A 14261-nucleotide genomic window follows, 5' to 3' on the forward strand; every position below is an offset into this window, starting at 1 on the left:
CGTCAATGTAAGATATACACATATTTAAGAAATAATGTTAGAAACTTTGTCGAAAAATATTTTTTTGACACCCCTGAAACGGCTACAACCGTTGATATATCAACATTTATAGAGGGAGGTTAAAATATGAATGAACATCCAATACAAGGTTTAATGAAAACAGCCATGGAAAATTTGCAAGAGATGATCGACGTCAACACCATTATTGGCGATCCAGTTGAAACACCTGATGGAAGCGTCATTTTAACTGTTTCAAAAGTCGGGTTTGGGTTTGCGGCAGGGGGAAGCGAGTTTAACGCACCTGCAAAAGAAAAGCATTCAGATAGTCCATATGGAAAAAGTACGACAAGTGAAAAAGGGAAGCTTCCTTTTGGCGGCGGCAGCGGTGGAGGGGTGTCAATCACTCCTATTGCCTTTTTAATTGTAAACGGCAGCGGAATTAAAATGCTTCATGTAGATGAAAATACTCATCTTTATGAAAAAATTCTGGACTTGGCGCCCCAAACCGTTGAAAAAATTCAGGAGTTGTTTCAAAATAAAAAATCGAAAAATGGGCAACCGCCTAAAGAGGATTTTGAAATATGAGCTTTCCGCTTTTGAAGCGGAGAAATTGCGGGAAAAGCTGCTTTTCGGGCAGCTTTTTGAATTTTTAAAAACGTATTCTTTGAAAACTGTTTGAAAACAAGTTATAGTTAAATTATACATAGTTTTAGGAGGGATTGGATGGCAAACGTAACGTTTAAAGGAAACCCTGTTACACTTGTTGGCGAGGAAGTAAAAGTAGGAGATCAAGCTCCTGATTTCAAAGTGATTGCAAATGATTTGTCAGAGGTTACCCTATCAGATTCAAAAGGACATGTCCGGATCATATCCGTTGTACCATCGATTGATACAGGTGTTTGTGATGCGCAAACGCGCCGATTTAACGAAGAAGCAGCGAAATTAGAAAATGTAAAAATTTTAACGATCAGCATGGATCTTCCTTTTGCGCAAAAACGTTGGTGCGGTGCAAACGGGATTGAAAATGTCCAATTGCTTTCCGATCATCGGGACGCTTCTTTCGGACAAGCTTACGGTGTTTTAATTAAGGAATTGCGATTGTTGACACGCGCTGTCTTTGTCGTAGATTCCAGCGACAAAGTCACTTACGTGGAATATGTGGGTGAAGCAACCAATCATCCAAATTACGAAGCAGCAATTGAGGCAGCCAAAAAAGCTAACTGAGGACCTGATGCAAGGTCCTTTTTTCTTGCATAAGAGCAACTGAAAGGATAAAATGAAAGGATGTGGCGTGGCTTAAAGGAGGGCCTTTATGCGTGCAGTATCGAATGTAGAATCGTTGTTTTCGGTCATTAATGAGAGTGCTCAAATTATTCAAAATGAATTGGATTGTCCATACATTGAAGCTGTGGCCGAAACGGGTGAAAATCTTTTTAACGGCGAAGTCGTCCAGGAATCTATCAGCGAACTTTCTAAAAAGAAGCTAAACAATTTATACCAATCAGTCCGTTTAAGCCGCTGTCAAAATGAAGAGATTCGCAAAGCTTTTCAGCTTGCGGCATTGAAAGGGCTGAAAGAAAGCAGCTTGCCGATGCACCAAATGACCCCCGACAGTGTCGGAATATTTATCGGATACCTTTTTCAACGGTTTTTTCAGGAACGAAGCAAATTAACGATTTTAGATCCTGCTGTCGGAACGGGAAATTTGCTGTCCTGTGTATTGAATCAGCTTTTAGAAAAGCAAATTCAAAGCATCGGCATCGACATTGATGATTTGCTTATAAAAATTGCTTATGTCAATGCCAATTTGCAGGAGCATTCCGTTGAGTTTTACAATCAAGACAGTTTAAAAAATCTGTTTGTCGATCCTGTTGATGCGGTAGTCTGCGACTTGCCGGTAGGTTATTATCCTGATGATGAATGGGCAGGCAATTTTGAATTAAAAGCAGAGGAAGGACATTCATATGCTCACCACCTTTTTATAGAACAGAGCATTCGTTATACAAAACAAGGCGGTTATTTATTTTTTCTGATTCCAGATCATCTTTTCGAGACTCCTGAAGCAAAGAAACTGCACCATTTTTTAAAGAAGCATGCGGTGATTCAAGGTTTGCTCAGGCTTCCTTCATCAATGTTTAAGGCGGAAGAGCATCGAAAAAGCATCTTTATATTACAAAAAAAGGGGGAAGGGATTGTTCCTCCCAAACAAGTTTTGCTGGCAGATTTGCCTAGATTTTCGAATAAGAAAGCTCTTTTATCAGTCATTGCCAAAATCGACAATTGGTACGCCGTAAATAAAACTGAAACGGGCAGGAGATAATAGGTGATAGGTGACGAAGGTCACCTATTTTTTTTGAAATTCCTGCTATAATCTGAATAAATAAACTTTTTATATGTCAACGTTTTCGAACTTGAAATGTTTTTTTGCCGATGATTAAATAGTGGGGAGCAACCTATCGTGCGCTGAAATATGCCGACAGAAGGAGAGAACAAAAAATATGTCCAAAATTTTAGCAGTTAATGCAGGAAGTTCTTCATTGAAATTTCAATTATTTGAAATGCCGCAAGAAAAAGTGTTAACGAAAGGTTTAGTTGAGCGGATTGGAATGGATCGATCGATCTTTAATATAATTGTCAACGGAGAAAAAAGAAAGGTAGTTTGTCAAATTCCTGACGTTTTCACTGCTGTGCAGCTTTTGCTAAAAAAGCTTACTGAATATAAAATAATTGATTCCCTTGAAGAAATAAACGGCATTGGGCATAGGGTCGTCCACGGTGGGGAAGTTTTTAACGATTCGGCGCTGATAACAGATGAAACCTTAAAAAAAATAGAAGAATTATCTGATTTAGCACCATTGCATAATCCGGTGAATGTGATCGGCATTCGCGCTTTTCAGGAAGTTCTGCCGAATGTTCCAGCTGTAGCTGTGTTTGATACCGCATTTCATCAAACAATGCCGGAACAATCTTATTTATACAGCCTTCCATATGAGTATTACGAAAAATATGGCATTCGTAAATACGGCTTTCATGGAACTTCTCATAAGTATGTAACAGAAAGGGCAGCTCAATTGCTTGGCAGACCTCTGGAGCAGCTGCGGCTGATTTCATGCCACCTTGGAAATGGGGCAAGCATTGCAGCAGTTGAAGGGGGAAAATCCATTGATACTTCGATGGGTTTTACACCTTTGGAAGGAGTGGCAATGGGGACGCGCTCCGGGAGCATTGATCCAGCCCTTATCCCATATATTATGAAAAAAACAGGGCAAAGTGCGGAAGAAGTCATCAATGTGTTAAATAAAAAGAGCGGACTTTTAGGATTATCTGGTTTTTCGAGTGATTTGCGCGATATTGAAGCTGAATCTGAACAAGGAAATCATCGCGCAAAGTTGGCGCTGGCGGTATTTGCGGATCGCATTCATAAATATATCGGATCTTATGCGGCACGGATGTGCGGAGTGGATGCGATTATTTTTACTGCCGGTATTGGCGAAAACAGTGTAATTGTGAGAGAGCTTGTGCTTCGCGGTTTGGAATTTATGGGTGTTTACTGGGATCCGATATTAAATCAAGTCCGCGGAAAAGAGGCATTTATCAATTACCCTCATTCACCAGTGAAAGTATTAGTGATTCCAACAAATGAGGAAGTGATGATAGCCAGAGATGTAATGAGAATAGCCGAGTTGCCATTATAAACTCCGGTTCAGTGAACCGGGGTTTTTTGCTATTTGCCTAAAAAAGAATGATTTTCACATCTACAACAAATGCTATTGATAAAAGAACCGTGGAGGCTGGAGGTAAATGGATCAAAAAAAGATTATCATCATGCTTGTCGATTCGCTTATGCTGAAACCTCTCAAAAAAGCTTTGAAAGAACAAAAATGTCCTGCTTTTCAATTTTTTGTCGAACATGGCACTGTGTCCGAATTGGTCAGCCCTTTTCCCACTATGTCTGTTAATGTGGAAAGCAGTCTGTTAAGCGGCCATTATCCCGATGTTCATCATCTTCCCGGACTGGTTTGGTTTAACGAAAAAGAAAATCGTTTGATCAACTATGGGACAAACGGACGGGAGCTTTTTCAACTTGGATTTTTCCGATCGTTAAATGATTGGTTCTACCATTTGAATTTTGAGCATTTAAGCAAACAGGTGACGACTATTTATGAAGAACTGAAAATCATCGGTAAACATTCCGCATCCATTAACGGACTTGTTTACCGGGGAACAGAAGAACAGAACTTAAACATTCCAAGGCTTCTATCGTTTTTTTCCTCCTTCCCCAGAAATATGCTTGTAAAAGGCCCGGATTTATTAACATATGGATCTTTTCAGAAACAGAAACCTTCAAAACGATATGGCCGATTTTGGCAGAAGTTTGGGTTTAACAACCGTTTTTCTGTCCAAGAACTTATGCATCTGATCAACCATCAATTGCTGCCTCCGCTGACGATCGTTTATTTTCCGGATATGGATCAAATCATTCATAAAAAAGGGGTCGAAGATACAACAGGAATTGAAAAAATGGATCGTGAATTGCAAAACGTGCTGAACTGCTTCTCTTCTTGGGAGAAAGCAATTGCAAACAATATTTGGGTCATTCTTGGCGATAATGGTCAAGCGTTTATTCACAATGATAAAAAAACAGCGGTCATTGCTTTAGAACAGTTGCTGAAACCGTACCGCATTACCAAACTCTCCAAAGGTGTCCGAGAAAACGATGACCTTGTGGCAGCAGTCAACCAGAGAATGGCTTACATCTATTCTTTGAAGCCGGATCGACAGCTGGAAGAAATAGCAAACAAGTTAAAAAAAGATAAAAGGATCGATGTCATTGCCTGGCTTGAAAAAGATCAAGTTCAAGTTGTATCAGGAAGAAAAGAGGGGAAAATCACATTCTGGAAAGAAAATAGAAGGAAAGATATATACGGAAATAATTGGGCGATTGAAGGCGATTATCACTTGTTGGATTTAAAAATAGAAAACGAATGGATCACCTATGGAGAATATCCTGATGCATTGGCAAGGTTGTATGCAGCCGTTTCCTCTCACCGCGGAAAGTATCTTGCCGTGAGCGCTTATCCCGGTTATGAATTCCGTTATGGATCATCGCCTGTGCATGTCGGCGGTGCAAGCCACGGCGGCTTGCATAAAGACGATTCACTTGTCGCCTTTATTGTTTCCGGAACGAAAACGATGCCGCAGCATAACCGAATAATTGATATAAAAAAATGGATTTTATCGTTTTTTACATAATGAAAATTTCCTTACATTGTCATAAATAAAAAGACCGAGTATATAATGATGGCGTAAACAGGCTGGGGAAAGGGGGAGATGCTTCTTGCTGACCAAAACGGAAGAAGAACTGTTGGAGCAAATCTATAGATGGGAAAAGCAAAAGGAAAAAGAAGCGCTGGCAGCGGAAAATCTTCCAAAAAATTGGTGCGGACGAATGCTCAATGTCTTGCCAAGAAGAGTACAAAAAAAGATCGAGGAAAAGTTCGATCAAATGCTGTTTCATATGAATTCTATCGCTCAAAGCTCAAGCCTTTACGAACAAGCGAAAAAAAGAATTCTTGCATTGGCCTGTCTTCGTGGCGATCAAATACAAACCATCGCTGATTTAAAAAAAATTCCTGTAAACGAGCTATATTCTCTAGCGGAACAAGTCATAGCGGCACAACGGTTTTCTTCTTTCATCCAAGGGGGAATAAGCGGAACCGGACAGACACTTTTGCTCAGTGTTGATCTTCCTGCCGTTCTATTTATGCAAATGCGCGCTGTTCAAACGATTTCGCTTGCCTATGGCTATGAAGTCAACAGTCCATACGAAATGATGTTGTCGTTAAACGTTTTTCATTGTTCAATGTTGCCGGCGCATGCAAAATATCATGCTTGGAAAAAACTGAAAAAAGAGGCGATCCATGAACAAGAGCGCTATTTTTACAATGAAGCAGAGCCGTTTGCCCACTTGCAAACGGGTGAACGCTTCCTTCAACAAATCATCAAGCTTTTCGTCATAAAAACATTAAAAAAAGGCCTACCCGCCGCCGGCATTTTGTTTGGCGGAGCCGTCAATTACCACACGACAAAATCTTGCATACAATTTGCCCACAAATTTTATCAATTTCGTCTCTTGACAGAGAAAAACAAGCATTCCTGATGGTGCTCAAGCTGTTGTCACTTGTTGATCTATTCGATACAAAATCCACAAGTCATTGATGACGGATGCGATTTCCCCTATTTGTTCATTCAAGCGGCAGCACTCTTCAAAATCTTCCTCGTTGTTTAACTTTTCTTGTTTTTCGTTGATCATCGTTTCTAAGTATTTGATTCGATCCGGAATCATTCCGCGAATGGATTCCCATTTCATTAAAATATGCTGCTGCATGTTGGTTTCGTAATCTTCCCAATGATATTGAAGATTGGGAATGGGAATTCCCAGTCTTTTGTCAAATTTAAATAATGTTTCCTCCATCTTCTTTCCCTCCGATTGTTGCTTATTTTATTATAACGGAATGTACAATTTTTTTATAAAAAAAACTATTGAAAAATGCTGATAAAACTGTTACATTTTTAAGTAATGATTGTATTTTTATGAATAAAAAAGTATTTTTATTCATTCTTTTATATATCGGAAAGGAGAATGAACATGTCAAAACCAAAAGTAGTGTTAGCCTATTCTGGAGGTTTAGATACATCTGTCGCCATCAAATGGTTGCAAGAAAAAGGATACGATGTCGTTGCCTGCTGTATGGACGTTGGAGAAGGAAAAGATTTAGATTTTATTAAAGAAAAAGCATTAAAAGTTGGCGCTGTTCAATCCTATATTTTAGATGTGAAGAAAGAGTTTGCCGAAGAATATGCGCTGATCGCCCTTCAAGCACATACTCTTTACGAAGGGAAATATCCTCTTGTTTCCGCGCTTTCACGACCGCTCATTGCCAAAAAATTAGTGGAAATCGCGGAAAAAACGGGAGCTGTTGCGGTTGCCCACGGTTGTACTGGAAAAGGAAACGACCAAGTGCGCTTTGAAGTTTCCATCAAAGCGTTAAACCCTGAATTGGAAGTTTTGGCGCCTGTTCGTGAATGGAAATGGTCGAGAGAAGAAGAAATTGAATATGCGAAAAAGCATGATATTCCAATTCCGATTGATCTTGACAGCCCGTATTCCATCGACCAAAACTTGTGGGGAAGAAGCAATGAATGCGGCATCTTAGAAGATCCTTGGGCTGCTCCTCCCGAAGATGCCTATGAACTGACTTCTTCTATTGAAAACGCACCGGACGAACCGGACATTGTGGAAATTGATTTTGAACAAGGCGTGCCGGTGGCGGTGAACGGGGAAAGAATGCAGTTGGATGAACTTATTTTGAAACTGAACGCACTTGCCGGAAAACACGGCGTCGGAAGAATCGATCATGTGGAAAACAGACTTGTCGGTATCAAATCGCGTGAAGTGTACGAATGTCCGGCAGCTATGACTTTAATTAAAGCGCATAAGGAACTGGAAGATTTAACACAAGTGAAAGAAGTGGCGCATTTTAAACCGTTGATTGAACAAAAGCTTGCCGAGCTCATTTATAACGGATTATGGTTCTCGCCGCTGAAAAAAGCACTGGAAGCATTTTTGAAAGAAACCCAAAAATATGTAACGGGAACGGTGCGCGTAAAATTATATAAAGGCCACGCAATCGTTGAAGGAAGAAAATCTCCTTACTCGCTTTATGATGAAAAGCTGGCCACATATACGCAGGAAGATTCATTTGATCATGAAGCTGCAATCGGCTTCATTAAACTGTTCGGCCTGCCGACAACAGTGAACAGCATCGTGAAAAACAAGAAGGTGACAATATGAAAAAACTTTGGGGCGGTCGTTTCCAAAAGACGCCCGAAAAATGGGTCGACGAGTTCAATGCGTCGATCGCTTTTGACAAACAGCTTGTCGAAGAAGACATTCAAGGGAGCCTCGCCCATGTAAAAATGCTTGCCAAGTGTGGCATTTTAACAAAAGAGGAAGGAGAGGCGATTGAAAAAGGGCTGCACCGCCTTTTGGAGAAAGCAAAAAAAGGAGAGCTTGAATACTCCGTTCAATATGAAGACATACATTTAAACATTGAAAAAATGTTAATAGATGAAATCGGACCGGTCGGCGGAAAGCTGCATACGTCAAGAAGCCGCAACGACCAAGTGGCGACCGATATGCATCTATACTTAAAAAAACATGTTGAAACGATAGTGGAATTGATCAAAGGATTGCAAAAGGCGCTTGTCGGCAAAGCTGAACAGCATATTGAGACGATTTTGCCGGGATACACTCATTTGCAGCGGGCGCAGCCGGTTTCTTTCGCTCATCATTTAATGGCTTATTTTTGGATGCTTGAACGGGATAAATCGAGATTTCAGGAATCATTCAAAAGGATTAATGTCAGCCCTCTTGGCGCTGCCGCCTTGGCTGGAACGACCTTTCCGATCGACCGCCAATACACAGCCGAGCTTTTGGGATTTGATGACGTTTATTTAAACAGTTTGGATGCAGTCAGCGACAGGGATTTTATTGTGGAATTTTTAAGCAACAGTTCATTATTAATGGTTCATTTGTCGAGATTTTGTGAGGAATTAATTTTATGGTGTTCGCAAGAATTTCAATTTGTTGAAATGGATGATGCGTATTCAACCGGCAGCAGCATCATGCCTCAAAAGAAAAATCCGGATATGGCTGAACTCATTCGCGGGAAAAGCGGCCGCGTCATCGGCAATCTGGTCGGGCTGCTTACAGTTTTAAAAGGCCTTCCGCTCGCTTACAACAAAGATTTGCAGGAAGACAAAGAAGGCATGTTTGATACGGTAAAAACAGTGGAAGGCTGTTTGCAAATCATGACGGGAATGATTGAAACGTTAAAAGTAAACAAAGAACGGATGGAAAAATCAGTTAAGCAAGATTTTTCAAATGCTACTGAGCTCGCCGACTATTTGGCGAAAAAGGGGCTTCCTTTCCGCGAAGCGCATGAAGTTGTCGGAAAACTTGTTTATAAATGTATTGAGAAAGGCATCTATTTAATGGATTTACCGATAGAAGAATATAAGGAAGCGTCAAATCTTTTCGACAATGATGTGTACGAAGTACTGAACCCGTACGAAGTTGTCAATAAACGCAACAGCTTAGGGGGAACCGGCTTCCAAGAAGTAAGGGCGCAAATCGATAAAGCGAAAAGCGTTATTTAGCCATTTCTCCTTTTCATTGATAAGGAGATGGAACCTTGCCAAAATGAGTACCAGCCATTTTGGTGCTGTAAGGATGCAAACTTGCCGGCAGACGGATACGGAATGTTTTAAACGGCTCAGCCGAGAAAGAATTACAAAAGAAAAAATGAATCACCACTGTTGAAAAAGCGGGTACGTATTCGTATTCGCTTTTTTTCAACTCCCCTTTTCCCGATGCTTCTATTTTTGAAATTCAGCAAATTATTGTAAAATAAAAATAGAATGAAAAGGGGAGGAATCAGCTGGTGCGTCATGCAATTGTTACGGCAGGCTCAAAAGGTCTCGGGAGAAAGGTGACCGAAACATTTTTGGAAAACGGCTACAGCGTTACTGTCAGTTATCGGACGGATCAGACAGGGATGGAGCAATTAAAGAAACAATATGAACATATGCTTGACCGGTTGTTGTTCATACAAGGGGATGTCACAAAAAAGGAAGATTTAGTGAAATTGGTGGAGCAAAGCTACAGCCGATTTGGCCGGATCGATTGCTTAATTAATAATGCTGGCCCTTACATTTTTGAACGAAAAAAATTAGCTGACTATACAGATGAGGAATGGTATGAAATAATTGAAGGCAATTTAAGCGCAGTCTTCCACTTGTTTAAATGCGTTATACCGATTATGAGAAAGCAGCGTTATGGTAGAATCATTACATACGGCTTTCAAGGAGCGAACGACGCATCAGGATGGCTCCATCGCTCAGCTTTTGGCGCTGCGAAAGTAGGGCTTGTCTCCTTAACGAAAACCATTGCAATTGAAGAAGCGGAAAATGGAATTACGGCCAATATGGTTTGTCCCGGAAATATTACGGCCGAAATGAAAGAAGCATCCATCAATGAAGCAAAGAAGCATTTTGATCAAAGCACTCCAATTGGAAGATCTGGCACTGGCGAGGACATCGCAAGGATCATTTCTTTTCTATGTGATGAAAAATCCGATTATATTACAGGAGCCATCATTGAAGCAACAGGGGCTGCCAACGTGATTCACCGTTTTCAAGCATGATTTCTGTGCGATTATCCATAACATTTTGTAAAATAGAAGTTAGAATATCTAAAATAAGGAGGAATTTTCCATGAAGGTATCTTTTCACGGTCATTCTGTTGTAAAAATTGAAACAAATGGAAAAACGATTCTCATTGATCCGTTTATTAACGGAAATGGCGAAACGGACCTTAAAGCAGATGAAGTGAAGGCGGATGTCATTTTATTGACGCATGGCCATAACGACCATTTCGGCGATACAGTGGAAATTGCAAAACGGAATGACGCCTTAGTGATCGCTGTTGCAGAGCTGGCTACCTATTTAAGTTGGAAAGGCGTTAAAACACATGGAATGAGCATTGGCGGCGCTTATGAATTTGATTTTGGCAAAGTGAAGCTGACCCAAGCGTTTCACGGTTCCAGCTATACGGAAGAAAACCAAAATATCGTTTATACGGGGATGCCTGCAGGAATTTTGTTGAAAGCAGAAGGAAAGACAATTTATCATGCTGGGGACACCGCGCTGTTTTCTGACATGAAATTGATTGGCGAACGCAATAAAATTGATTTGGCCTTTTTGCCGATCGGCGATAATTTTACAATGGGGCCGGAGGATGCGCTATTGGCAGCAGAATGGATTAAAGCCAAAAAGGTCGTACCGATTCATTACAACACATTCCCGGTCATCCGGCAAAATCCTGAAGACTTTGTCTCTAAACTGCCTTCTAGTGTCGGCCTGCTGTTAAGAGCGGGGGAATCGATCGAATTGTAAAGATACTGGACGGCGCTTTGCCGTTCATTTTCTGTATCAAAGAGGATCTTAGATTGTTTCGTTAAAAGCAAGGGGGGAAAATTTTGGCGACGAAACATGAACAAATTTTAAAACATATTGAGTCCCTTCCGGTAGGCGAGAAAATCTCCGTAAGGCAAATTGCAAAAGTAATGAACGTAAGCGAAGGAACGGCATACCGCGCCATTAAGGATGCGGAAAACAAAGGGTTTGTCAGCACAATTGAAAGAGTCGGCACAATCCGTATTGAGAAAAAGAAAAAAGAAAACATCGAAAGGCTGACATTTGCGGAGGTTGTCAATATTGTTGACGGTCAAGTGTTAGGCGGACGAGCGGGCCTTCACAAAACATTAAATAAATTTGTGATTGGCGCAATGAAATTGGAAGCGATGATGCGCTATACAGGTGCTGGAAACTTGCTGATTGTCGGCAACAGAACGAAAGCCCAGCAGTCTGCGTTAGAAGCAGGTGCGGCTGTTTTGATAACGGGCGGTTTTGATACTGATGAACATGTCAAAAAGCTTGCCGATGAGTTGGAACTGCCGATTATTTCAACCAGCTACGATACGTTTACAGTGGCTACAATGATTAACAGAGCGATATATGACCAGCTTATAAAAAAAGAAATTGTTTTAGTAGAGGATATTTTAACACCGCTGGAAAAGACCGTCACGCTGGCCCCAAACGACCCGGTGGAGCGCTGGTTTGAATACAATCAAAAAACAGGACATGGGCGGTTTCCGGTTATCGATCAAAACTTGAAGGTTGTCGGAATCGTTACAGCCAAAGATATCATGTCTGCAAATCCAAAAACATCGGTTGAAAAAGTGATGACGAAAAACCCAATAACAGTTACGGGAAAAACATCGGTTGCTTCCGCTGCGCAGATGATGGTTTGGGAAGGGATCGAGCTATTGCCTGTTGTGGACGGAAACGGCCGTCTATCTGGCATGATCTCAAGGCAGGATGTCTTAAAGGCTCTTCAATCAATTGAACGTCAGCCCCATACAGGGGAAAAGCTTGATGATATTATCACAAGACAGTTTATTAATCTTTCTGATGACGCAAAAGAATCGAACATTTATCGGTGTGAAGTAACACCGCAAATGACGAACCAGTTCGGAACGATTTCTTACGGTGCTTTTACCACACTTGTGACGGAAGCGGCCAATTACTCTTTGCGCAAGAAAAAAAAGGGCGATTTAGTTGTTGAACAAATGAGCCTATATTTTTTGAAGCCGGTTCAAATGGAAAGCGTGATTGAAATACACCCGAACATTTTGGATGTAGGGCGCAAGTTCGGAAAAATTGATGTTGAAGTTTATCACGAAGGAACACTTGTCGGGAAAGCGATGATGATGGTGCAATTGATGGACAGAAACTAAAAAAAGAGCCGAATGTTCAGACTCTTTTCTCCTGTATATTGGCGTCGAGTTCTTTCAACGCCAGCGGCAAATAGTATTTATAAGCACGGTAGCCGCCCCAAACGCTAATGAGACCTGTTATAATGAAAACAGCCCCTACAATGAGAGCGATGGCAGAGCGGTTTAAAACAAGCTGATTTAGCCCAAAGAAGAAAACGAATAAGCCAAGGGCAATGCTGGATTTCCCTGATATAAATTTTCTTTCCATCGGACGTTTTGCCCGAACGTACTTGATTTTATAAAAAACATAAAAGGATAAAGAAATGATGATGAGTATTGCTAAAACAGGCATTGCTTCAACCTCCAACAATCTATCCATTATCATTTTAACATTAGTTTTGAAAATTGCCATATAAAAGGCAAGAAAAATGTGTGAAAAAGGAGATCGAAATGAAACAGGAGATTTTAAATCAAATCAAGGCTTTTCATACTATCATTATTCACCGCCACGTCCGTCCAGATCCCGATGCATACGGATCCCAATGCGGGCTTGCCGAATTATTGAAAAATTCTTTTCCGGAGAAAAGCATTTATGTTGTCGGCGACAATGACCCGTCGTTAACGTTTCTGTATCAAATGGATAAGATTGAAGATGAAATTTACCAAGATGCGCTTGTGATTGTTTGTGATACAGCAAACAAGGAACGCATTTGCGATCAGAGGTATCATAAAGGAAAAATGCTCATAAAAATTGATCATCATCCAAATGAAGATCCGTATGGGGATATTGTTTGGGTAGATACGTCCGCAAGTTCAGTCAGCGAAATGATTTATGAATTTTACTTATTTGGAAAAGATCAAGGATTAGCGTTGTCACAAAAAGCGGCAAGCCTCATTTATGCCGGTATCGTAGGAGATACAGGAAGATTTTTGTTCTCCAATACAACGAAAAAAACGTTTAAATATGCGAGCGAATTAATTGAATATGGTTTTTCCTTTACAGATATTTATGAAGAAATGTATAAGACGAAGCGAAATGTAGCCAAGCTTAACGGTTATGTCTTGCAAAATTTCACGGTGACGGATTCGGGAGCGGCGCATATCAAACTGGATAAAACATTGTTAATGGAATATGGGGTTACGGCATCTGAGGCGTCACAGCTGGTAGGTGTTTTGGGAAATATTGAAGGCATCAAGGCATGGGTGTTGTTTGTTCAAGAAGATGAGGAGATTCGCGTCAGATTTCGTTCAAAAAGAATTGTCATTAATGAACTGGCCAAACGTTTCAACGGGGGAGGCCATCCTTTGGCAGCTGGGGCGACGATCGAAAAATGGGAAACGGCGGATGAAATCATCCGCGAATTGGATAAACTGTGCCAACAATCGTAAAATCATTTTCGGACAATTTATAAAGTTTTAGAACATCAACATCTTGTCGAACCTAAAAAAGGTACATCACAAACGAAAGTGGTGTACTTTTTTATTTTCCAGATTGCTGTGAGCCGACGGAGGTTCGGCAGGGCAAAAACTTTGGCGAAAAGTTATAAAAAGACGATTCATTTTAAATGGGGAAAAAGAACTTTGCTCTTATAACAACTTTAAGAACACCATTTCCCAATAGGAAAATGTATTTGCCAACTGCAATGTAGCGATCAAGTTACTAAAAAATTTTTACGAAGAGGGCAAGAGGCCGCAAAATTTATATCACTCAAGATAGAAGAAAAAAAGGCAGAGCCAATTATTTTTTGGAGGCTTTGCACATTGCTTTTGTTCTCATCATATTGTTTTTGTAAAGTATCAAACATGCTTTTCAATACGGAAAATGTGTTTAATTTCAATTATTGTCCCCTTCATTCCATA

16 protein-coding genes are annotated in these 14261 nt (G+C 40.6%); 12 read left to right on the forward strand and 4 right to left on the reverse strand.

All coding sequences use genetic code 11. The features are described 5' to 3' along the window. Positions 1-126 precede the first annotated feature (126 nt). From ytfJ to AC0KTX_RS03260, 6 genes are all read left to right on the forward strand, one after another. Entirely contained in the window at positions 127-585 is a 459-nt protein-coding gene (gene ytfJ, locus AC0KTX_RS03235) for a GerW family sporulation protein (RefSeq protein ID WP_474250801.1), read from the forward strand. Positions 586-723: 138 nt separating this feature from the next. Further along, entirely contained in the window at positions 724-1224 is a 501-nt protein-coding gene (gene tpx, locus AC0KTX_RS03240; RefSeq protein ID WP_474250802.1) for a thiol peroxidase, read from the forward strand. 88 nt (positions 1225-1312) lie between these two features. Then, complete coding sequence (locus AC0KTX_RS03245) at positions 1313-2320, forward strand: class I SAM-dependent methyltransferase (RefSeq protein WP_474250803.1); 1008 nt, start codon at positions 1313-1315, stop codon at positions 2318-2320. Positions 2321-2498: 178 nt separating this feature from the next. Next, positions 2499-3695, forward strand: a complete 1197-nt coding sequence (locus AC0KTX_RS03250; protein ID WP_474250804.1) for an acetate kinase — start codon at positions 2499-2501, stop codon at positions 3693-3695. Between the two features lie 106 nt (positions 3696-3801). Further along, positions 3802-5253, forward strand: a complete 1452-nt coding sequence (locus AC0KTX_RS03255) for an alkaline phosphatase family protein (RefSeq protein WP_474250805.1) — start codon at positions 3802-3804, stop codon at positions 5251-5253. An 85-nt stretch (positions 5254-5338) separates the two neighbouring features. Then, positions 5339-6160 carry an EcsC family protein gene (locus tag AC0KTX_RS03260; RefSeq protein ID WP_474250806.1) on the forward strand — a complete coding sequence of 274 codons (822 nt, stop codon included), beginning with the start codon at positions 5339-5341 and terminating at the stop codon, positions 6158-6160. A gap of 6 nt (positions 6161-6166) precedes the next feature. Here AC0KTX_RS03260 and AC0KTX_RS03265 read toward each other — a convergent pair whose 3' ends face one another. Continuing rightward, complete coding sequence (locus tag AC0KTX_RS03265; RefSeq protein ID WP_474250807.1) at positions 6167-6475, reverse strand: hypothetical protein; 309 nt, start codon at positions 6473-6475, stop codon at positions 6167-6169. A gap of 174 nt (positions 6476-6649) precedes the next feature. Between AC0KTX_RS03265 and AC0KTX_RS03270 the strand changes: the two genes are divergently transcribed. Continuing rightward, entirely contained in the window at positions 6650-7855 is a 1206-nt protein-coding gene (locus AC0KTX_RS03270; protein ID WP_474250808.1) for an argininosuccinate synthase, read from the forward strand. Next, entirely contained in the window at positions 7852-9222 is a 1371-nt protein-coding gene (gene argH, locus AC0KTX_RS03275; protein WP_474250809.1) for an argininosuccinate lyase, read from the forward strand. Before AC0KTX_RS03270 ends, argH begins: the two co-directional genes overlap by 4 nt. A gap of 13 nt (positions 9223-9235) precedes the next feature. On the opposite strand, the gene AC0KTX_RS03280 is transcribed toward argH, so the two are convergent. Further along, positions 9236-9421, reverse strand: a complete 186-nt coding sequence (locus AC0KTX_RS03280; RefSeq protein ID WP_474250810.1) for a hypothetical protein — start codon at positions 9419-9421, stop codon at positions 9236-9238. Positions 9422-9506: 85 nt separating this feature from the next. Here AC0KTX_RS03280 and AC0KTX_RS03285 point away from each other — a divergent pair, with 85 nt between their 5' ends. From AC0KTX_RS03285 to AC0KTX_RS03295, 3 genes are all read left to right on the forward strand, one after another. After that, entirely contained in the window at positions 9507-10268 is a 762-nt protein-coding gene (locus AC0KTX_RS03285) for an SDR family oxidoreductase (RefSeq protein WP_474250811.1), read from the forward strand. 70 nt (positions 10269-10338) lie between these two features. Then, positions 10339-11019, forward strand: coding sequence for a metal-dependent hydrolase (locus tag AC0KTX_RS03290; RefSeq protein WP_474250812.1), 681 nt, complete (start codon positions 10339-10341; stop codon positions 11017-11019). Between the two features lie 80 nt (positions 11020-11099). Continuing rightward, entirely contained in the window at positions 11100-12422 is a 1323-nt protein-coding gene (locus AC0KTX_RS03295) for a DRTGG domain-containing protein (protein ID WP_474250958.1), read from the forward strand. A 16-nt stretch (positions 12423-12438) separates the two neighbouring features. Here the strand turns inward: AC0KTX_RS03295 and AC0KTX_RS03300 are convergent, their stop codons facing one another. Further along, the gene (locus AC0KTX_RS03300; protein WP_474250813.1) at positions 12439-12753 is read right to left on the reverse strand and encodes a YtpI family protein; all 315 of its coding nucleotides are present in this window, start codon (positions 12751-12753) and stop codon (positions 12439-12441) included. 98 nt (positions 12754-12851) lie between these two features. Between AC0KTX_RS03300 and AC0KTX_RS03305 the strand changes: the two genes are divergently transcribed. Continuing rightward, entirely contained in the window at positions 12852-13790 is a 939-nt protein-coding gene (locus AC0KTX_RS03305) for a DHH family phosphoesterase (protein WP_474250814.1), read from the forward strand. Positions 13791-14053: 263 nt separating this feature from the next. Here the strand turns inward: AC0KTX_RS03305 and AC0KTX_RS03310 are convergent, their stop codons facing one another. Continuing rightward, complete coding sequence (locus AC0KTX_RS03310; protein WP_474250815.1) at positions 14054-14239, reverse strand: hypothetical protein; 186 nt, start codon at positions 14237-14239, stop codon at positions 14054-14056. Between the last annotated feature and the right edge of the window lie 22 nt (positions 14240-14261).

The sequence above is a fragment of the Aeribacillus sp. JST-2 genome, from assembly GCF_056032925.1.